Origin of the sequence: Vreelandella profundi (genome assembly GCF_019722725.1) — a bacterium.
Taxonomy (GTDB): domain Bacteria; phylum Pseudomonadota; class Gammaproteobacteria; order Pseudomonadales; family Halomonadaceae; genus Vreelandella; species Vreelandella profundi.
Map to the genome: position 1 here is coordinate 1,616,715 of NZ_CP077941.1, position 26,532 is coordinate 1,643,246.

At 51.3% G+C, this 26,532-nt stretch carries 24 protein-coding genes, 1 tRNA gene and 1 pseudogene; 13 read left to right on the forward strand and 13 right to left on the reverse strand.

Going from position 1 to position 26,532, the window contains the following annotated elements:
• Nucleotides 1-33 precede the first annotated feature (33 nt).
• The 4 genes and pseudogenes from coaE to pilB all read right to left on the reverse strand — a co-directional run bounded on the left by coaE (nt 34) and on the right by pilB (nt 4,466).
• Nucleotides 34-636 (reverse strand): dephospho-CoA kinase, encoded by a 603-nt coding sequence (gene coaE, locus KUO20_RS07390; RefSeq protein WP_235042217.1) that lies wholly within the window; start codon nt 634-636, stop codon nt 34-36.
• A gap of 37 nt (nt 637-673) precedes the next feature.
• Nucleotides 674-1,519 carry a prepilin peptidase gene (locus KUO20_RS07395; protein ID WP_235042218.1) on the reverse strand — a complete coding sequence of 282 codons (846 nt, stop codon included), beginning with the start codon at nt 1,517-1,519 and terminating at the stop codon, nt 674-676.
• A gap of 33 nt (nt 1,520-1,552) precedes the next feature.
• Nucleotides 1,553-2,735: pseudogene (locus KUO20_RS07400) on the reverse strand (type II secretion system F family protein).
• A 3-nt stretch (nt 2,736-2,738) separates the two neighbouring features.
• The gene (gene pilB, locus KUO20_RS07405; RefSeq protein ID WP_235042219.1) at nt 2,739-4,466 is read right to left on the reverse strand and encodes a type IV-A pilus assembly ATPase PilB; all 1,728 of its coding nucleotides are present in this window, start codon (nt 4,464-4,466) and stop codon (nt 2,739-2,741) included.
• 265 nt (nt 4,467-4,731) lie between these two features.
• Here pilB and KUO20_RS16770 point away from each other — a divergent pair, with 265 nt between their 5' ends.
• From KUO20_RS16770 to KUO20_RS07425, 3 genes are all read left to right on the forward strand, one after another.
• Nucleotides 4,732-5,214 carry a pilin gene (locus KUO20_RS16770; protein ID WP_275415682.1) on the forward strand — a complete coding sequence of 161 codons (483 nt, stop codon included), beginning with the start codon at nt 4,732-4,734 and terminating at the stop codon, nt 5,212-5,214.
• 151 nt (nt 5,215-5,365) lie between these two features.
• Nucleotides 5,366-6,184, forward strand: a complete 819-nt coding sequence (locus KUO20_RS07420) for an inositol monophosphatase family protein (RefSeq protein ID WP_235042220.1) — start codon at nt 5,366-5,368, stop codon at nt 6,182-6,184.
• A gap of 133 nt (nt 6,185-6,317) precedes the next feature.
• Nucleotides 6,318-6,394 (forward strand) — tRNA-Pro (locus KUO20_RS07425).
• A gap of 95 nt (nt 6,395-6,489) precedes the next feature.
• Here the strand turns inward: KUO20_RS07425 and KUO20_RS07430 are convergent.
• A complete protein-coding gene (locus KUO20_RS07430) occupies nt 6,490-6,939 on the reverse strand; it encodes an RrF2 family transcriptional regulator (protein ID WP_235042442.1) in 450 nt (149 codons plus the stop codon).
• A 137-nt stretch (nt 6,940-7,076) separates the two neighbouring features.
• Between KUO20_RS07430 and KUO20_RS07435 the strand changes: the two genes are divergently transcribed.
• Nucleotides 7,077-8,246 (forward strand): globin domain-containing protein, encoded by a 1,170-nt coding sequence (locus KUO20_RS07435; RefSeq protein WP_235042221.1) that lies wholly within the window; start codon nt 7,077-7,079, stop codon nt 8,244-8,246.
• Between the two features lie 297 nt (nt 8,247-8,543).
• A complete protein-coding gene (locus KUO20_RS07440) occupies nt 8,544-9,287 on the forward strand; it encodes a DUF6694 family lipoprotein (protein WP_235042222.1) in 744 nt (247 codons plus the stop codon).
• Between the two features lie 85 nt (nt 9,288-9,372).
• Here the strand turns inward: KUO20_RS07440 and KUO20_RS07445 are convergent, their stop codons facing one another.
• From KUO20_RS07445 to ppnN, 3 genes are all read right to left on the reverse strand, one after another.
• Nucleotides 9,373-9,573 carry a hypothetical protein gene (locus KUO20_RS07445; RefSeq protein WP_235042223.1) on the reverse strand — a complete coding sequence of 67 codons (201 nt, stop codon included), beginning with the start codon at nt 9,571-9,573 and terminating at the stop codon, nt 9,373-9,375.
• Between the two features lie 123 nt (nt 9,574-9,696).
• Entirely contained in the window at nt 9,697-10,428 is a 732-nt protein-coding gene (locus tag KUO20_RS07450; RefSeq protein ID WP_235042224.1) for a sulfite exporter TauE/SafE family protein, read from the reverse strand.
• A gap of 77 nt (nt 10,429-10,505) precedes the next feature.
• Nucleotides 10,506-11,888, reverse strand: a complete 1,383-nt coding sequence (ppnN, locus tag KUO20_RS07455) for a nucleotide 5'-monophosphate nucleosidase PpnN (protein ID WP_235042225.1) — start codon at nt 11,886-11,888, stop codon at nt 10,506-10,508.
• 256 nt (nt 11,889-12,144) lie between these two features.
• Between ppnN and KUO20_RS07460 the strand changes: the two genes are divergently transcribed.
• Complete coding sequence (locus KUO20_RS07460; protein WP_235042226.1) at nt 12,145-13,071, forward strand: LysR family transcriptional regulator; 927 nt, start codon at nt 12,145-12,147, stop codon at nt 13,069-13,071.
• 10 nt (nt 13,072-13,081) lie between these two features.
• On the opposite strand, the gene gcvP is transcribed toward KUO20_RS07460, so the two are convergent.
• Together gcvP and gcvH are read right to left on the reverse strand one after the other, a co-directional pair.
• Nucleotides 13,082-15,979: an aminomethyl-transferring glycine dehydrogenase gene (gcvP, locus tag KUO20_RS07465; RefSeq protein WP_235042227.1), complete on the reverse strand. Its 2,898-nt coding sequence runs from the start codon at nt 15,977-15,979 to the stop codon at nt 13,082-13,084.
• An 84-nt stretch (nt 15,980-16,063) separates the two neighbouring features.
• A complete protein-coding gene (gcvH, locus tag KUO20_RS07470) occupies nt 16,064-16,453 on the reverse strand; it encodes a glycine cleavage system protein GcvH (RefSeq protein WP_235042228.1) in 390 nt (129 codons plus the stop codon).
• A 442-nt stretch (nt 16,454-16,895) separates the two neighbouring features.
• Between gcvH and KUO20_RS07475 the strand changes: the two genes are divergently transcribed.
• From KUO20_RS07475 to KUO20_RS07495, 5 genes are all read left to right on the forward strand, one after another.
• Nucleotides 16,896-18,302, forward strand: a complete 1,407-nt coding sequence (locus KUO20_RS07475) for an alanine/glycine:cation symporter family protein (protein ID WP_235042229.1) — start codon at nt 16,896-16,898, stop codon at nt 18,300-18,302.
• Between the two features lie 140 nt (nt 18,303-18,442).
• Nucleotides 18,443-19,555: a glycine cleavage system aminomethyltransferase GcvT gene (gene gcvT, locus KUO20_RS07480; protein WP_235042230.1), complete on the forward strand. Its 1,113-nt coding sequence runs from the start codon at nt 18,443-18,445 to the stop codon at nt 19,553-19,555.
• A 228-nt stretch (nt 19,556-19,783) separates the two neighbouring features.
• Nucleotides 19,784-20,500 carry a CDP-alcohol phosphatidyltransferase family protein gene (locus tag KUO20_RS07485; RefSeq protein ID WP_235042231.1) on the forward strand — a complete coding sequence of 239 codons (717 nt, stop codon included), beginning with the start codon at nt 19,784-19,786 and terminating at the stop codon, nt 20,498-20,500.
• Nucleotides 20,493-21,425 (forward strand): phosphatidate cytidylyltransferase, encoded by a 933-nt coding sequence (locus KUO20_RS07490; protein ID WP_235042232.1) that lies wholly within the window; start codon nt 20,493-20,495, stop codon nt 21,423-21,425. The genes KUO20_RS07485 and KUO20_RS07490 overlap by 8 nt, the downstream gene beginning before the upstream one ends.
• A 10-nt stretch (nt 21,426-21,435) precedes the next feature.
• Nucleotides 21,436-22,089: a lysophospholipid acyltransferase family protein gene (locus KUO20_RS07495; protein WP_235042233.1), complete on the forward strand. Its 654-nt coding sequence runs from the start codon at nt 21,436-21,438 to the stop codon at nt 22,087-22,089.
• A gap of 41 nt (nt 22,090-22,130) precedes the next feature.
• Here KUO20_RS07495 and KUO20_RS07500 read toward each other — a convergent pair whose 3' ends face one another.
• From KUO20_RS07500 to KUO20_RS07510, 3 genes are all read right to left on the reverse strand, one after another.
• Nucleotides 22,131-22,991, reverse strand: a complete 861-nt coding sequence (locus tag KUO20_RS07500; RefSeq protein ID WP_235042443.1) for a M23 family metallopeptidase — start codon at nt 22,989-22,991, stop codon at nt 22,131-22,133.
• A 32-nt stretch (nt 22,992-23,023) separates the two neighbouring features.
• On the reverse strand, nt 23,024-23,905 hold the full coding sequence (locus KUO20_RS07505; RefSeq protein ID WP_235042234.1) for an acetyltransferase: 882 nt from the start codon (nt 23,903-23,905) through the stop codon (nt 23,024-23,026).
• Nucleotides 23,906-24,014: 109 nt separating this feature from the next.
• Nucleotides 24,015-24,911 (reverse strand): LysR family transcriptional regulator, encoded by an 897-nt coding sequence (locus KUO20_RS07510; RefSeq protein ID WP_235042235.1) that lies wholly within the window; start codon nt 24,909-24,911, stop codon nt 24,015-24,017.
• 160 nt (nt 24,912-25,071) lie between these two features.
• Between KUO20_RS07510 and KUO20_RS07515 the strand changes: the two genes are divergently transcribed.
• Nucleotides 25,072-25,770: a CoA transferase subunit A gene (locus KUO20_RS07515; RefSeq protein ID WP_235042236.1), complete on the forward strand. Its 699-nt coding sequence runs from the start codon at nt 25,072-25,074 to the stop codon at nt 25,768-25,770.
• Between the two features lie 78 nt (nt 25,771-25,848).
• A complete protein-coding gene (locus tag KUO20_RS07520; RefSeq protein WP_235042237.1) occupies nt 25,849-26,514 on the forward strand; it encodes a CoA transferase subunit B in 666 nt (221 codons plus the stop codon).
• Nucleotides 26,515-26,532 lie beyond the last annotated feature (18 nt).

Here is a 26,532-nt window from a genome sequence, read left to right on the forward strand (position 1 = left end):
AAAAACTCCGGTTGTGGTAACAAATGCGATATATCAGCAGTTAAGCAGCTGACGATAGGATGTATCAAGCCGTGCCACTTGCTTAGTCATGCTGGCGTGGTCACCACTGTTATCAATCACATCATCTGCCTTTGCTAGCCGTTGGTCGCGTGTAAGTTGGGCCGCGAGAATAGCACGCACCTGACTTTCACTCACCCCATCTCGCATCAGGGTTCTGGAGAGTTGCAGCGCTTGAGACACATCCACAACGATGCAGCGGCTGACCAGCTCGCTTTGACCCGATTCAAACAGTAGCGGCGACACCAGCAGCACATACGGCGCGCCCTGGAGTTTAAGCCTCTTCAAGTGCTCTAGAATACGCTCGCGTATTTTGGGATGCGTGACCGACTCTAGCCACTGCCGTTGCTCAGGGTCTTTAAAGACAATGTCACGTAGAGCGGCGCGATTAAGCGTGCCATCTTGGCAGACGATTTGATTACCGAAGCGATTTTTAATGGCAAGCAAAGCGGGTTCCCCGGTGGCAACAACTTCTCTAGCCACATCGTCGGCATCAATCCAGGCGGCGCCAAGCGTTTCAAAGGCACGAGCAACTGTAGACTTACCTGATCCAATTCCCCCAGTTAATCCGATAATCATAAGTGCCTCAAATGGCTAATTTTAAAATGGCTGGGTTTCAAATAACCAAACTGACATACAGCGCCATAAGCTCATCACCGGCTAACAGTGCTACCCAGCCAGCAAGTGCCAGAAATGGGCCAAATGGTAGCGGCTTTCCACGTAAATGTGGCAAAAAGGCCTGTGTGATGAGCCCGATAATGGCTCCAAGTCCTGCGGAAAGTATTAACATTAGCGGTAAAAAACTCCATCCTAGCCAAGCGCCAAGTGCCGCGAGCAATTTAAAGTCGCCAAAGCCCATGCCTTCTTTGCCCGTGATTAGTTTGAATAGCCAATAAAAACCCCACAGGATTAAGTAACCTGCCATGGCGCCAATGACAGCATCCGATAGCATCAATGGCTGGAAGATAAGCTGGAACAGCAAACCTGCCCATAGTAGCGGTAGGGTGATTACGTCGGGTAGCAATTGAGTGCGAAAGTCGATCACGGCGAGGGCTAGCAGCATCATGCAGGCGATATAAATAAATACGGATTCTGCGCTTAGTCCGTGAAGCGCTAACACGGCTAAGGCTAACAGGCCGCCGGCTATTTCGATTAAGGGATATTGTAGGCTAATGCCTGTTTTACACTCTGCGCAGCGCCCACGACGCTTTATCCAGCCGATAACAGGCAGATTGTCGTGCCAAGCGATAGGGGCTTCACAGCGCGGACACATAGAGCCAGGTGTTGCTAAGTTAAAGCGCGTTGATTGTTCTTCATCTAGTTCAAGAGCTGCACGAGCCTCGCCGCGCCAATAGCGCATTAACATGACCGGCAGACGTGTAATCACGACATTGAGAAAACTGCCTAGGCAAAGCCCGACCATTAAAGCCAGTAACCACACGATAAGAGAAGGGTGGTACATGTCGCTCCTCAGCATTTTGAAATGATAGAAACCTTAGAGAGCAGAACCTAGCTCGAAGATAGGTAAATACATCGAGACCACAACGCCACCTACCACAGCACCTAATATAACAATGATAATGGGCTCCATGAGCGACGTTAGCGCATCGACTTTATTATCGACTTCTTCTTCATAATAATCGGCGATACGATTAAGCATGGCGTCTAGTGAGCCAGCCTCTTCCCCGACTCCCACCATTTGAATGGCTATAGGGGGAAAGCAGTTTGTCATACGCATAGAAAAATGTAACGGGTGCCCGGTGGCTACATCCCTACGTGTTTGTAACACCGCACGCTCATAAACCTTATTGCCTGTGGCTCCAGCGCCTATATCTAATCCCTCGACCAGCGGAATACCCGATGCGAACGTCGTTGCTAAAGTGTGTGAAAAGCGAGCAAGGGCGGATTTGTGTGCAATATCGCCTATCACGGGTAAGTGAAGAAGCGCTGCATGCATGCGGTAGGCAGTGCTTGGGGAGCGCTGCAAGCCAATAGCGCTGAGCAAGCTCGGAAAAGTTCACTGTCATCTGCGTCAATGCCGGTAGCTCAGCGCCAAAATTCTGAAACATAGCCTCGAATTCAGGCACTACTTTGATTAACAGCAGCATGGTCACTGCAATGCCGACCGTTAAAACGGCGCAGGGGTACCACAGCGCTTTTTTTACACGCGCTTTTAACGACGCCACTTTTTCCTTGTATGTGGCGACACGATCAAGCATTTGATCCAGCGCACCAGACTGTTCGCCTGCATTTATTAAGTTAACAAACAGTCGATCAAAGTATTTTGGATGATGGCCTAAGGCGTCAGAAAAACTCGAGCCTGACGAAATATCATTCATCACGTGTTGCATGACGGACGCCATAGCAGGTTTCTTCAAGCTTTCAGTGACCACTTGAAGCGCTTGCAGAAGGGGAATGCCCGCTCGAATCATTGTCGCCATCTGGCGGGCAAATAGCGTGATGTCACTAGCGTTAATGCGGCTACTGCCGACTAAGTTGCTTTTCTTGCTAATGTGCCGGACAACAATATCTTGTTTGCGCAATCTTGCGGCTATTTCAGCCTTATTGCGCCCGATCATTTCACCACTTAACGCCCTGTCTTGAGATCCCTTGCCGATCCATTTCCAGCGCGAGAGCCTAGTGGCACGAGTAGGGCGCAGGCGTTTGGTATTGGCCATACCTTACTCCTTGCTCACTCGGTGGATCTCTTCAAGGCTGGTAACACCCTGCATTACTTTTAATAAGCCGTTGCGATGCAGGCTCAGAAAGCCTTCTCGACGGGCCTGTTGGTCGATATCAAGCGCGTTAGCATCGCGCAGTATTAACTGGCGGATGGCATCAGTGATAGGCACCACTTCATAAAGGCCGATCCGACCTTTATAACCTTGCGTGCAGTGGCGACAGCTGGCAGCTTTGTAGATAGTCGAGTGAAGGATTTCTTCATCGCAGAAGCCTTGTTTATGTAATATCTCATGAGGAACTTCCGCAGGCTGTTTGCAATGTGGGCAAAGCTTACGCGCCAAGCGCTGGGCAATAATGAGCGTTACGGCGCTTGCGATGTTAAATGATGAAATACCCATTTGAGCGAGACGGATGAGCGTCTCAGCGGCTGAGTTGGTGTGCACCGTCGACAGCACCAAGTGGCCTGTCTGAGCGGCCTTGACGGCAATGTCAGCTGTTTCAAGATCTCGAACTTCACCGACCATGATCACGTCGGGATCTTGGCGCAAAAATGCCCGCAGTGTGCTGGCAAAATCGAGGCCTATTTTGGGTAGTACGCTTACCTGGTTGATACCGGGTATCTTGATTTCAACAGGATCTTCTGCGGTACAAATATTGCGCTCAACTTTATTAAGAATATTAACACCGGTATAGAGCGAAACGGTTTTGCCACTACCGGTAGGTCCGGTTACTAGGATCATGCCTTGCGGCTGTTTTAACGCTTGCTGGTAGTGGTCACGCTGCTCATCGGTAAAGCCTAGTTGCTCGATGCTTAGCTGGGCGGTAGCGGGATCTAGAATTCGAAGCACAATCTTTTCACCATAGACCGTGGGTAGCGAATTGATCCTGAAATCAAGCGCACGGGTTTGCGAAATATTGAGTTTTAGTGAGCCATCCTGCGGCAGTCGTCGTTCTGATATATCCAGGCGTGCCATGACTTTTAAACGGGCAGCAATCCGCTTGCACAATGCTAGCGGAGGTTGGGCAATTTCAACGAGCAATCCGTCTATGCGAAAGCGCACGCGATAAAGTGTTTCATAGGGCTCGAAATGGATGTCGGATGCGCCACGACGAACCGCATCCAACACGATGTTATTAACAAATCTCACGACGGGCGCATCATCGCTGTCCTGAAAGGACTCTTCCATGGGCTGTTCGCTATCCAAGTGCGGACTCGCCGCAGTGTTTAGATCGTTAATAGCTGAATTAATAGCGTCTAGCTCATGTGGCGTATCATCGTTATATTCACTTAAAGAAAGATAACTATTAAGAGATGCTGTGATTTGGTCTGCAGGTGCGAGTATGCCTTCAATATTAAGCCCCGTGGCTATTTGTAGTTCATCCAGCTTTGTCAATGCCGCAGGATAGGCGACTGCGACGGTTAAATGCTGACCATGGCGTGCCACTGGAAGGGCTTTAAGGCGTCGCAGTAGCTGGGCGGGGTATTTATATGCCGGAGGTAAGCTACTCATATTAACGTCATCAAGACTTATCACGGGAAGCCTATGTTCATCGCCCGCTATTACCGTTGCAGCAACAGGATCAATTAGCCCGCTTTCAATAACATGCTGAAAATAAGATATTTTTAGATTATTGGACGCTCTTTCCAGTGCGCCTGCCTGTGTATCCGTCAATAGCCCATGATGGACAAGGCGGCGCTTAATATTTAAAGCGTCACCATTTGGCATAGGATGCCCTTCCTTAGGTTTTATATATGGCTGACTCATCTGAAGACCTATATTAGATCAGCATGAACGAAAGCGCGTGTCGTTATTAGGCGACTGCTTGCACTAGATTAGCCTTATTTTTAGCAACAATAACAGGGTAATATTTAATTAGATATATTATGTTTTTGGCTTGTAATATTAATTGTAATGAGCTATTTTTTAATTTTACAACTCATTATAATTAACTAATAGTGTGGCTTTCTACCGAGATATCAGGAGCTTAACCGTGCCATTATCATTAAGAGAAACGCGGGTAATCCGATGCAGTAATCAGCGCGGCTTCACGCTGATCGAGCTGATGATCGTTGTGGCTATTATTGGGGTTTTGGCGGCCTTCGCGGTGCCCCAGTATCAGAACTATGTAGGGCGTGCACAGGTGGGTGAGGCCTTGAGTTTAATGTCGCCTGTCAAAGCAGCTATTTCTGAGTACCATATAACGCACGGTGCATTTCCTGATGATAATGAGCAAGCAGGGCTCTCTGCGCCAGACCAGCTCTCGGGTAGATATGTTGCGAGTATTGATGTTTCTCCAGGAGAATCGGGCGTAACAGTAATCACAATGCAAGATAGTTCGGTTGTTAGTGACTTGGCAGGTGGCACGCTAGTTTTTGATCCTAATGGGGAAGGTGGTGAGGGTATTAATTGGGAGTGCAGAGTGGGTGGTGAGAACGAGATCGATCCTAAATTTTTGCCTTCTGAATGTCGTTGAATTAACAACGCTTGGTATCGTCCTCCGTTGATATGAAAAGGGCTGGTCGGTGCTAAATATATTCATTAAAAGCCGCTGCGACTCGAAAATTATCCCTTGTCAGCTTATTGTGTTCAGTTATATCCATTAGTCATCCCCAATAGGAGATTCAATGACTGACCACACGCTATCGTCTCGGCTCAAAATCGCCATTTCCATCGCTGAGGAAGCCGGCCAGATGATTGTTGGCGCTCGCGAGCAGCAGGGGTTTTCGCGGCATTTGAAAAAAGATAATGAGTTGGTCACCGATGTGGATGTTGCTGTTGATCGGCTTATAAGCGAGCGGCTAGAGGAGCACTTTCCCGGTGAAGCACGGCTAAGTGAAGAGCTCGCTCCTGAAAGCGCTCTGCATGTAAAAGCCCAAAGACTTTGGGTCGTAGATCCTATCGATGGCACGGTCAATTTTGCCCAGGGATTGCGGCACGTAGCTGTCTCTATAGGATGGATGGAAGAGGGTGTTGCCAAAGTTGGCGTGGTTCATGCGCCATTTTTAGGCGAAACCTTTAGTGCTGTAGAAGGTGGAGGAGCTTTTTGCAATGGTCAATCCATTCAGCCGAGCAACGCAGATTCCCTGATTCATACCTTGGTTGGTACAGGCTTTCCTTATCGTCATGAGTCGCGTAAACAGCTGCTAAAACGTTTAGAAGCAGTACTAATGCACTGCCAAGATCTTCGTCGCAATGGTGCGGCCGCGCTAGATTTATGCGATGTTGCCTGTGGACGCTTAGATGCCTATTACGAAAGTGTTTCGCCCTGGGATTTTGTTGCAGGATGGGTAATAGCACGAGAGGCGGGCGCACGAGTAGGGCACTTATACGAAGTGCCGTCAGCGGTGCCAGCTGATCTCTACTCAGAGCATTTGCTCGTGGCTGCGCCTGGTGTGTATGACGCCATGGCGTATCTTCTGCTTGAAGCTGATCAACGCGAGTGAAGAGGGTATGAAAGGTAACAGTGGGGTGTGACAAATACTTGAATAGAAACGCTATAAGGGCTTTTCATTTGTTCACGAACCGGCTAGTATACGCACCGTCTTGAGGCAAAGATGTAAAGGCCAATAAAGACTGCGGAGCGTGGCGCAGCTTGGTAGCGCGTTGCAATGGGGTTGCAAAGGTCGCAGGTTCGAATCCTGTCGCTCCGACCAAATATGTTGAAAAACGCCGCTTAGGTTAAAACCGAGCGGCGTTTTTTTGTCTGAGTGTTTCGTGTGGTCCGCTAGTCCATCAGGCCAGCCATCAGCTATTCACTAATGGTGAATACAGGAATGCGCATCAACGTTGCAAGCTGAGAGCGGTCTTGCAATAAGTCGGCAAGGGTATATTGATCTAATACGCTAAGAAATGCCGATAGCGCTTCCGCTAATATCGGTCTCAATCGGCATGAGGGCGTGATTACACAGCTGTTATCGTCACGAAAACACTCGACCAGCGCCATCTCGCTTTCAGTGTCACGAATCAACGCCCCTAAAGAAATTGTTTCTGGCTGTTGGCACAGCAGCAGCCCGCCATTTTTACCTCGTATCGCGGTGAGATATCCCTTTTGATTGAGTTCCTGGACAATTTTCATTAGATGATTGCTTGAAATGAAAAAAGTCTCAGCTATTTCTTTGATCGTCGACCGCTGTTCGCCCTTAACCGCGAGATATAGCAGTACGCGAATTGAGTAATCGGTATAGCGAGTTAAGTGCATAGAAGGCCACCAGCGCAAGAAAAGCTCCATTGTACGGCGTGCCAAGGCATGCTGAAACGATATTCACGATATGTTTACGCCATGAGGAAAGCTTGGTATCTTAAAGATGTATTTAAAATATATCTTATGAGGTGCTTATGTTGACTCCTGCACAAGAAGACATTATTCAAATGACTGCTCCTGTAGTGGCTGAGCATCTGAACGCCATTGCTCAGCGTTTATATCCGCTTATGTTTGAGCGCTACCCTCAGGTAAAACCATTATTTAACTCGACACATCAAAAAAATGGCGGCCAGCCTCGCGCGCTAGCAGGCATGATATTGGCCTATGTTCAACTGCGCCAATCGCCCCAGAAAGCGCGTGAAACCTTAGAAATAGTGGTCAATAAACATGTCGCCTTGGACATTCAGCCGGATCAGTATCCTATTGTCGGTGAGTGCTTAATGGCGGCCATTGGCGAGGTGCTTGGAGATGCCGTTACGCCCGAAATAGCCGATGCGTGGAGTGGGTTGTATCAGGAGCTGGCTGATGTCCTGATAGACATGGAAAAGCAGCGATATAACACCTTTGAACAGCAGCCCGGGGGGTGGCGTGGCACGCGCCGTTTTCGGATTGCGCAAACCAAGCAGGAAAGCAGCGTCATTCGTTCATTCATTTTAGAACCTGAAGACGGTAAAGAAGTCGCCGCCCATCTACCAGGGCAGTATATTGGTGTGAAGCTGTTTATCAACGGGGAGCCGGTTTATCGGCATTACAGCCTTTCAGATGTACCCAATGGCCGCTCTTACCGGCTTTCCATCAAACGCGAGGACCATGGTGTTGCTAGTCGACACTTTCACGATCAGCTGAGTGTCGGTGACACCATTGAGCTGCTGCCTCCCGCGGGTGAGTTGATCTTGGCCGGTGATAACGAGCCGCTGCTGTTGATTAGCGGCGGTGTTGGTCAAACGCCCTTGCTGCCAATTGCTAAGCAGGCGCTTAAGTTAGGCAGAAACGTCACCTATTTGCATGCCGCATTAGATATTGAACATCACGCGTTCGGCGATGCACTGGCCGAGCTGCGCACGTTCTACCCTGAGCAGCTAAATACGGTGACTATTTACGAAAATCAGGCGGGCGGTGATCATCAAGGCCGAGTCAACAACGCGCTGCTAGCTAAATATGTGTCACCAAAGGCCCGCTGCTATTTCGTCGGTCCGCATGCCTTTATGGCGCTGGTCAATCAAGAGTTGGAGCGGTTAGGTGTGCCGGCATCAATGCGTCACTTTGAGCACTTTGGGCCGGCTGAAGCGTTAAATGCGGCTTAAATAACAAATGTTATGCAGGTACGGCTATTCCAGTTAAGCCCCTTTTTAGAGCTAGGGCCGGAAAATCCATGGCGGATGGCTTGGGTCGAACAGAAATCCTATTATTTTGAGTATGCAAAGGGCTCACTAAAAAAAGCCAAGGGCTAGTGGTAGGTAGCGCTTTCCGTTAAGCTCCTCAGCAATTTTTATCTGCTGTTTTGAGGTGGTTGTATGTGGAGCCTTGTCAGGCTGTCTGCCCTATCACTATCGTTGTTGATGATAGCTGGCTGCTCAGACCCCAAAATCGATACTAGCTCCATGCCAGCGTCAGTGGTTTCTGTCGAAAACGTGCGTGAATCGCTGCCCGTTTATAAGCGAAACGATTTTGATAAAGCGCTGATCATCATTGCTACCGCGACCTTCGGTGGTATCGATATTCTCAACCCGCAGCGTATGAATGCCGCTGAAATTGCTGAGTTAGCGAATGCTCAAATGCATGGGCTGACGGGAGACGAAGTCATTCAGCGTGCTGATGAGATACTGCGAGAGCGGCGCTCAAGAGAACGCGAGCAGGCCATTCGAACATTATCCCGCCTTCAAGAAAAGCAGGCGAAAGCAGCAAGCTATAAAGAACAGCTAGCGCGTTTTAGCATTGATGAAGCTCGATTTTATATCAGCGAGAGCCCTTATGGCGCTCCTGAGCCTGTTATTGATCTTAAAATGACCAATGGTACCGCCCAGGCCTTATCGCAGCTTTCCCTGAGGGGCGTTGTGATGAGTCCAGGCCGGGAAACGCCCTGGGTCGATGAAACCTTCTATTACATCATTGCCGGTGGTATTGAGGCGGGAGAAACTCAGTCGCTGAGCCTTGCGCCTAACCGGTTTGGGCCATGGGGGAACGTTCAGATTCCTGATAGCGCGACGCTAACGATCAGCGTGGAGGGTGCGCGCGGCCAAGATGATCAGACGCTGTGGGATTCCTCTGATTTGACTGCTAGTGAAGCAGAGAGGCTAGCGCGCTTGCGTGACCAGTATGGAGATACCGTGTCCGCAGCAAAGTAACGACTGGAAAAATCCCAAAACTTTAAAAGCGCTATCGGTTGCCCGGTAGCGCTTTTTTTGATTGGTTAGAGCTTGCCCGTCGTCGCTACTTTCCTTCCATTTGATCCGCTAAAGCTGCGGCCATTGCCTCTTTCCATTCCCCCTCGCTAAGACCCCAATGGGCCATTTCGGCTTGGTCTGCCTGTCCTTCAACAGCATTACGAAGTTTGTCGGTAGAGCTGCTTTCATAGCAATGTTTTGCAAAGTCTTTCGTTTTGCCACTATTAAGTTGGTCAATCATCGGCATTGTGAATTCCTTTCAGCAGTGAATGAGTGAGGCGTGCGCTCTTTAAGTCATTACATTAGGGCCGATTTTTATAAATAGGTTCCCCTGTATATCTGAACGCTCTGCGTTGGGCTGGGATTGTTACTATCGGATGATCAAGGTATCAACAAAAATTTTGCATGCGATAGTGGCAAGAAGCAGCATGATAAGATTGTCGAACCAGCGGTGAGGCAGACGTTTGCCTAAGCTTGCACCAAACGGCATGGTGATTAGCAGAACCATCAAGGCGGCCATGCTAAGCAGGAAGCGCTCCCATGTGAGAATGCCAGTGGCAATCAGTGCCGGCATTTGAACACTGGTAATCGCGACAAAGAAAACCGATATTGAGCCAATAAATACGCGTCGTTCAAGCTGCATCGCATTAAGAAAAGTCACCGAGGCTGGTGCCGACATGCCGGCTGCGCCTTGAAGAATGCCTGCCATTAGCCCTGCAGGAATAACCACGCGTTTAGCTGTATCAAAAGAGAGTGTGAAGTGGCGCCTGGTCAATTTAATGACGAGATACATGACAATCGCACAGGCCACGCCGAGTGACAGCATGTCTGGCGATAATATGACTAGCCCCCAAGTACCCAATAGGATGCCCAAGCCGCCGGCGATAGAAAAAACCGCTAAAAAACGAAGCGGCAATAAGTCATGGCGGTATTGCCATATCTGTATGGCATTACTAAACAGGTTAGGCGCAATCAGAATCGCGATAGCGAGCTGCACGTCGTAAAGCATTGTGAGAATAGGTACGACAATAACCGGGACACCTGACCCTATCGCGCCTTTGACGATTCCAGCAATTAACAACGTAATAAACGCAATTAGCATGGGCGGGTCCGGTGGTTGCTAAAAAGTCAGCCGCCTTACCTAGGCGGCTGTTTGATCGCTCGCTGTTACGCTGCCTATTACTTCAACACATAGCAGGGCGTATAGGGCTGCCCGTCAAGTTTCATACGACCCTGAGCGACAAAGGAGGTCAATAGCTCATCAAGGCGTTGCATCAACTCAGGTTCAGCTGTCAGCTCGAAGGGGCCGTGGGCTTTAATTGCACGAATACCGGGTTCTTTTACGTTGCCAGCCACAATCCCTGAAAAAGCGCGGCGCAGATTGGCTGCCAGCTCGTGAGTAGGCTGTTGGCGATGCAGTGCTAGGGCGCGCATTGCTTCATGGGTAGGTTCGAAGGGCGCTTGAAAGTCACGTGCAATCGTCAGGCGCCAGTTGTAGTAGAAAGCGTCATGATGCGCGCGCCGGAATTCAGCAATTTCATCGATACCTTGGCGCATGCTGCGCGCAACGGCGACCGGATCCCCGGTAATAATGGTGTAGTAGCGACGGATATCCTCGCCGAGGGTGTAGACTAAAAACTCGTCTATTTTTTGGAAGTAGGCCGCGGAATCAGCAGGGCCGCTAAAAATTAACGGGAAAGGAATATCTTTGTTGCTGGGATGCAGCAGAATGCCCAGTAAATAGAGAATTTCCTCTGCGGTGCCCACGCCCCCAGGGAAAACGATGATGCCATGCCCCAGGCGCACAAAGGCCTCTAAGCGTTTTTCAATATCCGGCATTACGACTAATTCATTGACGATAGGATTAGGCGCTTCGGCCGCGATAATGCCGGGCTCTGAAATGCCTAAATAACGTCCTTCTTTACGCCGCTGTTTCGCATGTGCAACGTTCGCGCCTTTCATCGGCCCTTTCATGGCGCCAGGCCCGCAGCCGGTGCAAATATCTAAGTCGCGTAGGCCCAGATGGTAGCCAACATCTTTTGTGTATTCGTATTCTTCGCGCGAAATGGAGTGGCCGCCCCAGCAGACGACTAAACTTGGGTCGCGGCCGGGCTTTAACGTGCCTGCTTTGCGTAAAATATGAAAAACCGCGTTAGTGGTGCCTTCGCCAGTGCTCAGGTCGAAGCGGTTATGGTGCTGAATCTCATTATAGACGTACACAATGTCGCGAATAATCGACGACAGATGTTCGCGAATACCGCGAATCATACGGCCGTCGACAAAGGCTTCTGCTGGCGCATTAGTCAGCTTTAGGCGAATGCCGCGATCTTGTTGCAATACCTCAATATCGAAATCTTTGTAGGCTTCTAAAATAGCCAAGCTATCGTCGGTAGGATTGCCGCAATTCAGCACTGCCAGCGCACAGCGTCTGAGCAGATCATGCAGACCGTTTTGAGACGTGCTATGCAGTCGGTTTACTTCATGTTGAGAAAGTACTTCGAGGCTTCCCTCAGGGGAAATGATGCTCGAAAGGGTGGCGCGAGGTTGAACGTTTGCGGTCATTAGTGGGGCTGTCCATGATCGTTTGATAACTACTCTACGCATACTATCACGCTCAAGCAGCGGGGACAGCGCAGCGGTAGCGCATTGCAGCTGTGCTATTATAAGCGATGTAAAGTGATGGCGACTAAAGAGCCTCTTGCTTAGTAAGGCTGTTTCGTAGAGGCCGTTTTTTAAGACTATTTTTAAACAACGCCTTGTCAAAATTGCCTCAAAAGACTGTTACCAAAGACTGTTCCCAAGGCCATGGCGATTAACTATGTTTAATGCCCAGTATTTTCGTACCTTTATTACGCTTGTAGAAACAGGGAGTTTTACACGCACCGCGCACCGCCTAGAAATGACGCAGCCTGGCGTAAGCCAGCATGTTCGCAAGTTGGAACGATACTTAAATAAAGAGCTGCTGGAACGTAAGGGGCGTAGCTTTACGCTTACCGAGACGGGGCGCAGAGCCTACGACTACGCCTTGAAGCTGTTTGCCGAGCACGAGCAGTTTCGTCATGGTTTGGACGACGACTCATTAGACAGTGGCGATTGCCGGATAGCATCCCCTGGAAGTGTCGGCCTGATGTTTTACCCGTTTATCTTAGGGCAGCAGCAAATGCATCCTAACTTAACGGTCAATTACAGCTTTGCCTTTAACCATGAAATTGTGAACGACCTTCTTGACGGGCGTTACGACATAGGGATTGTGACGGAGGCGATGAGCCATTCTGAGCTTGATTGCTCGCTTTGGCACCAGGAACCGCTGTGCTTAGTCGTCCCTGCTGATTTCGCCGGCAGTACCTTGTCAGATTTAATGGGCATCGGTTTTCTGAATTATTACGATGGCATTAATCATGCTAACGCGCTGCTGCGCGCGAATTACCCGGATGAGTTTCGTTCAATGACGCATTTCCGGCATCAGGGTTTTACTAATGAAGTGAGTATGGTGTTAGACGCGGTCGCGAGGGGGCTGGGGTTTACGGTGGTATCGCGACTGGTGTTAGAAACCTCGCCCTGGCAGCGTCAGGTTAAAGAGCTTAATTTGCCAAATGCAGTCAATGAAGTGCTGTATCTATTACGTCGGCGTGACTCCGTTTTGCCAAAGCGCTACGAGAAGCTGCTGAACGGATTTCATGCTCAGCGCCTGCAAGAAAAAACGCCTCTGCTGCCGTTGAATATATCGGCAGCAGAGGCGTTGTGATTAATCGACGTTAGGAGTCGCGGTATTCGTCGATGCTAGGGCAAGAGCAAATCAATTGACGATCGCCAAAGACATTGTCGACGCGGTTAACGGCGGGCCAATATTTAGCCGCCTGTACAGCAGGCGTTGGGAACGCCGCAAGCTGGCGGTCATAGGGCCGCTGCCAGTCGTTATCCATAAGGTCCGCCTGAGTATGCGGTGCATTCACGAGCGGGTTGTTATCCAGCGGCCACTCGCCACGCTCGACACGCGCAATCTCTTCCCGAATAGCAATCATCGCATCGCAGAAACGGTCGATTTCATACAACGATTCTGACTCTGTTGGCTCAATCATCAGCGTGCCAGGCACCGGGAAGGACATGGTCGGCGCGTGGAAACCATAGTCCATTAAGCGCTTGGCGATATCTTCTTCGCTAATACCCGAGGCGGCTTTAAGCGGGCGAATATCAATGATGCATTCGTGTGCCACCGTGCCATTTTTTCCGCGATAAAGAATAGGAAAAGATGTTTCTAAGCGCTTGGCAATGTAGTTGGCGTTGAGGATGGCAAGCTCGGTGGCTTCACGCAGCCCGCGAGCGCCCATCATCTTAATGTAAGCCCAGGAAATGGGTAGAATAGACGCGCTGCCGAAGGCGGCCGCGGAGACGGCGCCGCTATCAGCATTAACGCCGCTGATGGGCGTTACAACGTGATTAGAGACATAGGGCGCAAGGTGCGCTTTAACGCCAATAGGCCCCATGCCCGGGCCGCCGCCGCCGTGAGGAATACAGAAGGTTTTATGCAGGTTGAGGTGGGAAACATCGCCACCAAAATCACCGGGTCGCGTTAAACCTACTTGGGCATTCATGTTGGCGCCATCGATATAAACCTGGCCACCGTTGTCATGAACAACGTCGCAGGCTTCCCGCACGCTGGTTTCAAACACGCCGTGGGTAGAAGGGTAGGTCAACATAATGGCAGAAAGCTGGTCGCGGTGCTGCTCGGCTTTAGCGCGCAGGTCCGCCATATCAATGTTGCCGTTTTGGTCGCATTCGACCACCACTACCTTCATTTGCACCATGGCCGCTGAGGCAGGGTTGGTGCCGTGGGCAGAGCTAGGAATTAAGCAGACATCGCGATGGCTTTCACCCTGAGCGGCCTGGTAACGACGAATGGCTACTAATCCGGCATATTCGCCCTGTGCACCGGAGTTTGGCTGCATCGAAAGATGATCGTAACCGGTCACTTCGACCAGAAATGCCGAGAGTTCGTCAATCATCTGGTGGTAGCCCGCGACTTGATCGCGAGGCGCAAACGGATGCAGGTGCGCAAACGATGGCCAGGAGACGGGAATCATTTCGCTGGTGGCGTTAAGCTTCATGGTGCAAGAGCCGAGCGGGATCATCGCATGTGCAAGCGAAAGATCCTTATTCTCAAGACGCTTTAAGTAGCGCAGCATTTCCGTTTCACTGCGGTAGCGACTAAACGTCGGGTGACTCAAAAAGTCGCTTTCACGCTGGCAGCTAGAGGGAATGCCCGATGCGCCGCTTGAAATGACCTGCTCGTCCAGCACCGCGACAGACAGGCCGTGTTCATCGCCAAGTAAAACGTCAAACAGCGTCGCGATGTCGTGGGCCGTGGTGGTTTCATCCAGGCTGATGCTCACATCGCCATTGGCAAAGTAATGTAGATTAATGTCGTGGGTCATGGCGCGGCCATGAATCTTGCCTGCGTCCACACCGGTTAAGCACAGCGTATCAAACCAGCTGTCATGGGCGAGCGATAAACCGGCCTGCTTGAGACCTTCGGCAAGTAACGTTGCCAAGCGATGAACGCGACCAGCAATCTTACGTAAGCCTTCAGCGCCGTGATAGGTGGCGTAGAAACCTGCGATATTAGCCAGTAGCGCCTGTGCAGTACAAATGTTAGACGTCGCTTTTTCACGACGAATATGCTGCTCGCGCGTTTGCATGGCCATGCGTAGCGCCGTATTGCCACGGCTATCTTTAGACACCCCGATAATGCGCCCAGGAATGGAGCGTTTAAGTTTGTCGGAGGTGGCGAAGAACGCCGCATGCGGGCCGCCAAAGCCCATCGGTACGCCAAAGCGCTGCGAGTTACCAACGACAATGTCAGCACCTAGCTGGCCTGGCTCTTTCAGCACTACAAGGCTCAATAGATCTGTGGCAACGCAGGTCATAATGTTGCGTTCAGCGGCTTTAGCTATCAGCGGCGCAAGATCACGCACCTGGCCACTTGCTGAGGGGTACTGAACCAATGCGCCAAACACATCATGCTGGGCTAGGTCTTCAGCAGCACCAACAATCAGTTCAAAGCCAAAAAACTCGGCGCGTGTTTTGACGACATCCAGCGTTTGTGGAAAAACGTCGTCGGCCACGAAAAAGGCGTTGGACTTGCTTTTCTTGTTACCACGTTTGCACAGCGCCATGGCTTCGGCAGCGGCGGTTGCTTCGTCAAGTAGCGAAGCATTGGCAAGCTCCATGCCGGTTAAGTCCATCACCACTTGCTGGAAATTTAGCAAGCCTTCAAGACGGCCCTGGGAGATCTCTGGCTGATAGGGCGTGTAAGCCGTATACCAGCCTGGATTTTCTAATACGTTGCGCTGGATAACCGCGGGCATATGAGTGCCGTAGTAGCCTTGGCCAATATAGCTTTTAACCACGCGATTTTGCCGTGCAAGCTGGGCTAAGTAATCGAGTGCTTCTGCTTCGCTGCGCGGTTCGTCAAGCGCTAGCTCGCGCCCAAGGCGAATATCACTTGGCACGGTTTGCCCAATTAAGTCGTCCATGTCCTTCATGTTGAGCGCTTTTAGCATGCTAGATACGTCGTCGGCGTTGGGGCCGTTATGACGTTTAATAAAAGCATCGTGGTCGGCCAGCTCGGCCAGGCGGCGTGTTTCAAAAGACATGAGGTAGATTCCGGACGTTAAGAGAGAACCGTGCAGCGGCAAAAAGCGAAGAGCCTGCCAGAGAAGGCAGGCCCTACTAGCGTATTAGTCGTCAGCGCCGAGCGTTGCTTGATAGGCATCTGCGTCTAGCAGATCTTCCAGAGCAGCGCCTTCGAGGCGTACTTTCATGATCCAGCCGCCGTCATAAGGGGAGTCATTGACTGTTTCAGGCGAGTCTTCAAGCGCGTCATTGACTTCGATGACTTCACCATTCACGGGTGAGTAAAGATCAGACGCCGCTTTGACCGACTCAATGACACCGAACTCCTGACCTTTCGTAAGCGCTGCGCCTACTTCGGGTAATTCAACAAAAACCACATCGCCTAACGCCTGCTGAGCGTGATCGGTAATGCCTACTGTGACGGTGCCGTCTTGGTGGTCAAACACCCACTCGTGGCTTGCAGCATAACGAAGATTAGCGGGAAGATTGCTCATGATAATTTCCTGTATGAAGCGGTTTTCTGTGTCCAAGCATACTAGCGCTTGTCGCTCGCCTTGGCGACTGTCAGCGGGTAGCCAGCAAACGAATAATAATGCATGTTAACGTGTTTCCAATCGGAAACAAGTTTCTTAATCACTCCTTTGTGGGCTTAATCAGAGCATGGTTTTGTTAGGATCTATGCGATGCGCACAATTATAAAAAAAGCAGCATACGCTATGAGCAAGCGACATCACCCTATGAGCTGACTAAGTATATAGTGTAAAACATGCTTGATAACTCCGTGACAGTGTCATGTTTGATAGCCAAAATAGTTTGCAAGAACAGTTCTTAGAACCAGTTCTTAGAAACTGATCTTAGAAACAGTTCTTGGGATCGGCAGTCCGCCTGTCATGAATAGCCAATAAATGCAAAAAATCCAAGGGTGAGGAGAAGCGTGTGGAAATGTTAACGAACCTGTTAGGAGCCATTAATGGCGTGGTCTGGGGGCCACTCATGCTGGTTCTGCTGCTGGGCGTGGGTATATACCTGCAGCTTGGCTTGAAACTGATGCCGATCAGAAAACTCGGCATGGGTTTCAAGCTAATGTGGGCTGGTCGTGAGTCCAAGGCAAGCGCTGATAAAGCCGCGTCGAAAGGCAGCGATGAAGGGGAAATATCGCCTTTTGATGCCTTGATGACAGCGCTTTCGGCCACCATCGGAACCGGTAATATTGCCGGTGTGGCTACCGCTATTGCGCTAGGTGGACCCGGCGCGGTTTTTTGGATGTGGATTACGGCGTTAGTGGGTATGGCGACCAAGTTTGCTGAAGCAGTCTTGGCCGTTCGCTATCGTGAAACCGATAGCACGGGTTTCCACGTCGGCGGGCCGATGTTTTATATCAAAAATGGCCTAGGTAAAAAGTGGCTATGGTTAGGTGGCGTATTTGCTTTTTTTGGCGCTGTGGCGGCTTTTGGAATAGGTAATACTGTCCAGTCCAACTCCGTGGCCGATGCTATGGACATCACCTTCGGCGTACCTCACTGGCTGACGGGCATCGTCATTATGGTATTGGCAGGTGCAGTGATTCTGGGTGGTATCAAACGTATTGCTAAAGTCGCCGGTAAGCTAGTGCCTATTATGGGGATTGCCTACGTGGTGGCTGGCCTGCTGGTGTTGATCATCAACGCTGGTCAGATTGGCGAAGCGTTTGGCCTTATCTTTTACTATGCATTTAACCCTATGGCGGCGGCCGGTGGCTTTGCCGGCGCTGCTGTCATGGCAGCCATTCGCTTTGGTGTAGCCCGAGGCATCTTCTCTAATGAAGCAGGCCTGGGTAGTGCACCTATTGCACACGCAGCGGCAAAAACTAAAAACCCGGTACGCCAAGGGTTGATTGCCATGCTGGGAACCTTTATCGATACGATTGTCGTGTGCACGATTACCGCGTTGGTGATTTTGACCTCTACCGTATGGATGGAGGGAGAGGCTGGCGCATCGCTGACCGCACTCTCCTTTGATGCAGCGCTACCCGGATATGGTAATCAGATCGTAGCGGTGGCATTGGCTATCTTTGCCTTTACCACCATCCTCGGCTGGTCATTCTACGGAGAGAAGTGTTGTCAATTCCTATTCGGAACCGGCTCTATCATGATCTATCGGGTGCTGTTTGTATTAGCAATACCGCTAGGGGCTATTGCGCAGTTGACCTTCATCTGGCTAATGGCTGATACCTTTAATGCAATGATGGCGATCCCCAACTTGATTGCTCTAGCACTACTTTCACCAGTAGTCTTTAAACTGACCAAGGACTATTTTGACGGCAAAGACGTGTTGCCGGGTGAAGAGCTAGACCACGATCAATAATGCGCTTAGCGCTTGATGCGCTGGCTAAAATAGGTTTATCGCATTAAGCGCATGGTGTCAGTCATAACAGAGGCGGGAAGACACTGAGTCGGTGGCTTCCCGTTCTCTTTTAAGTGATCCATTTAAGTGAGGAATGTCCCATGACAACGTTAAAGCAAACGCCGCTTCACGCCTTACATTGTCGGCTAGGTGCAAAAATGGTGCCTTTTGCTGGTTATGATATGCCGGTGCAGTATCCGCTGGGTGTTAAAAAAGAGCATGAGCACACGCGCCATCAGTGTGGCCTGTTTGATGTTTCCCACATGGGGCAAATCCTGGTCTCAGGCGACAACGTAGCGCAGGCGCTTGAAACGCTGATACCCGCTGATCTGGTCGGACTGGAAAAAGGCGCTCAGCGCTATGGGATTTTCACCAGCGCTGAAGGCGGAATCATTGATGACTTGATGATTGTGAATGCCGGCGATCACTTCTATCTAGTCGTTAACGCCGCCTGCAAAGACCAAGATTTGGCACATTTGCGGCTAAGTTTGTCCGCGACGCATACTATTGAGCCCTTAGAGCGCGGTTTGCTGGCGCTGCAAGGTCCACAGGCTCGTGATGTGATGCAGCGGCTTTGCCCCGAAGCCTGCGAGCTGGTGTTTATGCAGCACGGCCGCTTTACTATTGCAGGTCAGGAAGTGTGGGTTAGCCGTAGCGGCTACACTGGCGAGGATGGCTTTGAAATATCCGTCGCCGCCGATTTTTGTGAAGAATTCGCGGAGCGGCTGCTTGCTGAGCCTGAGGTAGAGGCCATTGGGCTAGGCGCGCGTGACTCGCTGCGGTTAGAGGCGGGGCTATGCCTTTATGGCCATGATATGTATATGCAAACCACGCCGGTAGAAGCTGGGCTCATTTGGGCGATTGGCAAGCCGCGTCGTCATGGCGGTGAGCGTCCGGGTGGGTTCCCAGGTGCTGACGTGATTCTTCATCAAGTGGATGCCAAAGATCATACCCGCAAGCGCGTAGGGCTTTTGGCCGAAGGCCGGGCGCCGGTGCGTGAAGGCGCCGCATTGGTAGATGAGGCGGGCAATGAGGTCGGCGTGGTCACGTCGGGTGGTTTTGGTCCCAGTGTCGGCAAGCCGGTTGCTATGGGCTATGTGAACCGTGAGCAGGAAGCCCCGCAAAGCGTTGTGTATGCGGTAGTGCGCGGTAAACAGCTGCCGATGGTAGTGACGCCCATGCCCTTTGTAAAAGCGGGCTATTACCGAGGTTAATAACAGCTACCGAGGCTAATAACAGCACGTCGCGCAGGGCGCTAGCATGTTTCTAGCGTCTTGCGTCGCGGTTTTAACGAGAATCTAGGCATAGCGACATTGAAATGTGCTCCTCGCCACTAGGGAGTGCGACGAATGAGCGCGGGTGCGAATACAACTCAAATGCGTTGCTTCGCTGTTAACCGCTGTTAATATGGCGGTATCTATGATGCTTAGGAGTATCGGTTTTTGTCCACCTCTCAAGGGACGCGTCGTCCCATTAAAACCCGTGATCATCGTTTTGCTCAACGTATTACTGTCTGGCTGAGTCAACGGCAGATTTCTCCCAATCAAATTTCCCTTGCGAGTATTGGCTTTGCCGCGTTTGCTGCTCTGATGCTGGTGTTTTGGCGCCATGCAGAAGGAGGTGCCGATTGGCTGCTGCCGCTAATGGCTATTGTCGGTATTCAAGGGCGGCTGCTGTGCAATCTTTTCGATGGCATGGTCGCCATGGAGGGTGGCAAGTCGACGCCGTCGGGTGAGCTTTACAATGATATGCCCGACCGGCTTGCAGATACCTTACTGCTTGTCGCCGTGGGCTACGTCGCCGCAAGCTGGCAGCCAGCCGGTATCTGGATGGGTTGGCTGGCAGCTATGCTAGCAGTGGCAACGGCCTACGTTCGCGTGCTGGGTGCTTCGATGGGCGCGCCTATGCGCTTTCTCGGCCCTATGGCCAAACAGCACCGCATGGCGTTATTGACCGCCGCCTGCTTAATCAGCGTATTGGAATCCTTTTGGTGGCCTAAGGGCGTCGCTATGTTTGTGGTAACGCTGGTGTTTATTATTGGCTGTACCTGGACGATTGCGCGCCGTACCCGCGCTATTCATTGCTATCTCGTTGATCAATCGCATGTGATCAGCAGCGATCCTGAGCGGGCGACAGAGCAGGATGCTGATCATGTTTGAGATTGCCCCTCATGCACGAACGGTCGTGCTTGCTGTGCTGGGGCTGCTGTGCGTGGCCAGTTTGTCACGGCTGTGGCTAGCGCAGCGGAACCCAACGCGTGATTATCAGGAGCTAAAGCTGCGCATTCGCTCCTGGTGGTGGATGATTGGCCTGCTATTTGTCGTGCTGATGCTCAATCGCCAGGCGGGAATTGTATTCTTTGCATTTCTTAGCTATTTGGCACTAAAGGAATTCTTTTCGATCGTGCCGACCCGGCTCACCGATCGACGCGTGTTGTTCTGGGCTTACCTGGCTATACCGCTGCAGTACTTCTGGATATGGCATGACTGGTACGGCATGTTCAACGTGTTCGTGCCTGTTTATGTGTTTTTATTCCTGCCTGTTCGAATGTTGCTGCTGGGTGATAATAATGGCTTTATCCGATCCGCCGGTGTTATTCATTGGATGGTGATGCTGGCCGTTTACTGTATTAGCCATCTGGCCGCGCTATTAACGCTGCCGGTAATAAATGACGCCGCAGGGTATCTTGGCCCCGTTCTGTTTGTGATATTTCTGACCCAGTTCAACGACGTATGCCAGTACATTTGGGGCAAACAGGTGGGCAGGCGTAAGATTATTCCCTTAGTGAGCCCGAATAAGACCTGGGGAGGGTTTATTGGTGGCTGTGTCACGGTGACGCTGTGCTCTGGCTTGATTGGTCCTTATCTAACGGGACTTTCCTGGCAGCTGAGTTTGGTGGTTGGGGCAATGATTGCGGTGGCTGGCTTTTTTGGCGATGTCGTCATTTCTTCCGTGAAACGCGATCTTGGTATCAAGGATACCGGGCAGTTAATACCTGGCCACGGCGGCATTCTGGATCGACTCGATAGCATTATTTATACCGCGCCTATCTTCTTCCACTTCTATCGCTATTTTGCTTATTAAGGGAACAGCCATGAAACGCTGGCTAAAGATACTGTCTTTCATGCTTGTGGTTAGGCCACTCATTATCATTGTTATTGGGCTTAATGTTTACCAACGCGAGCGGCTGCCTACGCAAGGGCCGCATGTCATTATTGCCAATCACAATAGCCATCTTGATACGCTAGTGCTGATGAGTCTGTTTCCGTGGTCGCAGTTACACCGGGTTCGTCCTGTGGCGGCAGCGGATTACTTTCTCTCTAATCGCTGGCTGGCTTGGTTTTCGACGAACGTGCTCGATATTATCCCTGTGCATCGTGATGGCAGCGCTGAGCGCAAGGATTTACTGGCGGATTGCCAAACGGCACTGAAAGCGGGCGATATACTTATCCTGTTTCCCGAAGGCAGCCGCGGTAAGCCGGAAGCGATGCAGCCAATGAAAAAAGGCGTTTATCACATGCTCAAGGAAACCCCAGCGATTGGTGTGACCCCGGTGCTACTAAGAGGCTTAGGGCGTGCGTTGCCCAAAGGCGAAGCATTACTGGTGCCACGTAATTGTGACGTGGCGGTGGGGGACAGTATCTACGCAGACCAGACGGTTGAGAACTTCATGAGGGCAGTGGATGAAGCTTTTGTGGATCTCAAGGCGCAGTGTCAGGGCAGTGCCTGGCTCGATGAAGGGCTGTGAGCCACCGGCCAGGCTGTGTGTTTATATTCCGCTGAACTCGTTTATCTAAGTACCTGCCTAGGATCGATCGGCTTGCCGCCTTGGCGTAAATCAAACAACAGGTCATAGCGCTGAGTCGAATCGCTTTGGCCTACTTCACACAGTGCGTCACCGGCGCTGACCTGCTGTCCTACCTTAACCAAAATACGCTCACACAGGGCATATACGCTTTGCAGATTGTCGGCATGATGGACAATGACCACCTCGCCTAGCTGGCGCATCCCGTTTGCAAAGCGAACTTCTCCTGGGGCCACGGACTGGGCGCGGGCACTGGCTTGAGTAGCCAATAGCATGGGCTGCAGCGTGCCTCGGCTATCAGGGCCGAACCTGCGAACCACACGATAATCTTCTAACGGCCAGGGCCAGCGTCGTGCTGATGCGGGCAACGGCTGGCTGGGTGCACTGACGGCCGCCGGCGGGCTGGCGTTTGACGATCCGCCACTTGAGCTCGCTGAGCTTCGCGCCGCCGTGCTGCTCAACGGTAGGCTAATGACTTGGCCTACTCTTAAGCTGGTAGCCGATGTGCCAGCGTTAGCCCCCTGAATACGTCCACTGGTGGTGCCAAAATGCCGAGCGATGCTTGAGAAAGTATCGCCGGGTCGAATTTGATACCGATAAGGCCCGCCGGAAGGCGCGCGCTCTTGCTGAGTGGGAATCAATAGGCGTTGGCCGACTTCAAGGCGGCGTGCGTCCACGCTTGGATTAAAGCGCTGCAGGCGCTCTAGCGGGACGCTAGCTCTTGCGGCCAACGCCCCTAGCGTATCGCCGCGACGTACCTGTACCCAGTCGCCGCTTAGCTGGCTGGCGCTGGGTGCTGCTCCCTGGGACGACGGTTGCGGGCCGCTGGCACAGCCGGTTAGCATCCCCGCGAACAGACAGCAGCTCAGCAGGGCCGTCAGTCGTGCGCGGTTTGGTCGTCCAGCAGGCCATCTTTTTCCAGCCAGAGTGCATTGATCCATGTGTGGAAGCGTTCCTTATGCTGCTTTTCGTCGTGGTGGTCTGGTGTGTTAACCCACAAAGGAATGTCTAATTGCCGTGCGTCCAGCGCAATGGGGGCCTCTTTACCGCACAAAAAACCCCAAAAAGTAGGTGACGGGTTGGTATAGCTTATCGTCACATCTAGGATACCATCCAATTGGTTTCCTAGCAGGCTAAGTACCTGCGCCACGCCGCCTGCCTTAGGACGTAATAAGTGGCGATAAGCACTCTGCTGCGCATCGCGTTTGGCAACGCTAAAGCGCGTACCCTCAACAAAGTTAAAAATGGCAATAGGCGTATTGCGGGCCTGTTGGCACATACGCTCGGTCGCTGAACGATCTATGACGGCTAATTTAGGATTTTTGACTATCTGCTCTCGACTAAACCGACGCATAAAAGGAAATTCTAGCGCCCAGAAAGCCAAGCCAACGATAGGAATCCAAATTAATTGGCGCTTTAAAAAAAAACGCGGCATTGGAATACGCCGGTGCAATGCCATCAGCAGCATGAAAATATCAGTCCAGCTGCGGTGATTGGATATGACTAACCAGCTTTGTTGAGGGCTAAGATGGTCGGGCACGCTGAAGTTTATTTCAGGTTGAAGCCAGCGGCGCATCCACCATAAGTTGCAGCCAATCCAATTGAGCGCGACCGCATTTAAGCCGCACAGTACGCGCTTCTTGAGCCGTTGCCCCGGCGTAATGATTTTCAGCAGGGTCAGTAGAATAAGAGGTACACCCCAAACCAGCGTGTTTAGCACCAGCAGCAGTGCGCTCACCAGTCCTTTTACAATAGGCATACCACGTTTCCTTAACGTCAGACCAATCGCTTATTAATCCTGAATGCTAAAGGATCAAAGCCACGCTGCCCAGCATAAACCGCAAGGTTAGCCTCTAGAAAACGGTTCTTTAGTCGCGAGGTGTCGACGGTGCCTGAACGGTTTCAAGCAATACGTTGCGCAGCGCATGGGCAGCAACCGATAGCTCTTGCTGAGTTACTATGCCCACTTGGCAAGAAATGCCGGGCGCTGTGAGTGGTATGCAGCGTGCGCCCAGTGCCTGCATCTGACCAATACACATTGAAGGAACTGCGCTGACGCCCAGGCCATCCGCGACCATTCGGCCGACGGTCGAAAGCTGATGGCTTTCGAAAGCGACGGGCAGCTCCATCTGCTGATTACGCAGCGCCTGTTCGAGCAAGCGGCGTATTATCGAGGGGCGCTGTAGCGTAATAAAATCGTGTGCTAGCAGCGTCGACCATGACAGCCGTGTGGCTTGATTTAATACCGAAGTGGCGGGCACCACGGCGACAAAGTGATCGTCAAATAAAGGCGTAAACAGAAGGCTGCCAGTGCCTTCGGTAGAGAAGGCGATGCCCATCTCTACCTGTCGGGAGCGCACCATTTCCATCACCTCTTCGTTGATGACATCGTGCACGGTAATATTTATTTTAGGATATTGCTGACGAAATTTAACCAGCGCAGCGGGTAGCAAATTACAGGCAAAGGCAGGCATGGCCGCGACGCTTAGACGGCCAAGCTGCAGCGTAAAACGCTGACGTAGCCGCTCTTCGGTATTGTCCCACTGGGCAAGAAGGTGTTTGGATAGCGGTAGCAGCGACTCTCCCTCTGGGGTTAACCTGACGCTGCGCGTGCTGCGAATTAACAATTTACCGCCCAGAGACTCCTCCAGGCCCTTAATGGCTAAGCTAAGTGCTGGCTGAGAGAGATGCAGCCGCTCGCAGGCCTGAGTAAAGCTGAGTGTTTGGGCGACGGCGAGAAACGCGCGTAGCTGTTTGACGGTCATGCAATACCTTTTATAAGTTTTGTAAATTAATTGATAAGAAAAACAAACTTAACAAATATATCATCTCGAACAACACTGGCACTATCGTTACACGCAGTTTGCGCACTAGCGGCAGTGTTGATTAACCAAATACGCAACGACAACAATGTGAGGCATAACAATGGCAGGTTTCGATAAGCGCGTATCTTCATATGAAGAAGCAATGGAAGGTATCGAAAACGGTATGACGGTGATCGCCGGCGGCTTTGGCCTGTGCGGTATTCCAGAAAATCTCATTGCTGAAATTAAGCGACGTGGCGTTAATGACCTTACCGTGGTTTCCAATAACTGCGGTGTCGACGGCTTTGGCCTGGGTCTGCTACTTGAAGAGCGTCAAATTAGTAAAATTCTGGCGTCTTATGTCGGTGAGAATGCTCTGTTTGAGAAACAAATGCTCAACGAGGAGGTTGAGGTGGTATTGACTCCTCAGGGTACGCTGGCAGAGAAAATGCGTGCAGGCGGGGCGGGTATTCCGGCTTTCTATACCGCGACGGGCTACGGCACGCCGATTGGTGATGGCAAGGAAGTACGTGAATTTAACGGTCGACACTATATTTTAGAAGAAGCGATTATTGGTGATTTCGCCATAGTGAAGGGCTGGAAGGCCGACCGGTATGGCAACGTTATGTATCGTCATACGGCGCAAAACTTTAATCCCATGGCCGCCACGGCTGGCAAAATCACCGTGGTGGAAGTTGAAGAAATCGTTGAGCCAGGTGAGCTTGAGCCTAGCCAGATCCATACGCCGGGCATTTATGTGGATCGGATTATCCAAGGTACGTTTGAAAAACGCATTGAAAAACGCACGGTGCGCAGCTAGTTGGCCGGTTTTTCAAAGGTTTATGTTTCAAGCGTTCTTTAGCTGCTCACTTATCGATTCAATAAAGAGGAAGTCACCATGGCGTTAACAAGAGAACAAATGGCTCAGCGTGTCGCACGTGAACTGCAAGATGGTTTTTACGTCAATTTAGGCATTGGGATTCCGACGCTGGTAGCCAACTATATTCCAGACGGTATCGACGTCATGCTGCAGTCTGAAAATGGCCTGCTGGGGATGGGTCGCTACCCCACCGAAGACGAGCTTGATTCGGATATGATCAATGCGGGAAAAGAAACGGTCACGGCTCGCCCCGGCGCAGCGATTTTTTCCTCGGCAGAGTCTTTTGCCATGATTCGCGGCGGCCACGTGGACCTGACCGTGTTAGGTGCTTTTGAGGTTGATCAGGAAGGTAATATTGCGTCTTGGATGATTCCAGGCAAGCTGATCAAAGGCATGGGCGGCGCTATGGATCTGGTTGCTGGCGCGGATAATATTATTTGCACCATGACCCATGCGTCTAAGCATGGTGAATCCAAGCTGCTGGAAAAATGTGAGCTGCCCTTGACCGGCGCTGGGTGCATTAGTCGGGTTTTAACCGATCTGGCCTATCTTGAAATTAAAGACGGCGCTTTTATTCTCAAAGAGCGCGCTCCGGGTGTCAGCGTTGAAGAGATTATGGAGAAAACAGCGGGTAAGTTGATCGTTCCAGACCACGTGCCCGAAATGACCTTTGACGCCGAATAATAGCAAGTAACTTCCACT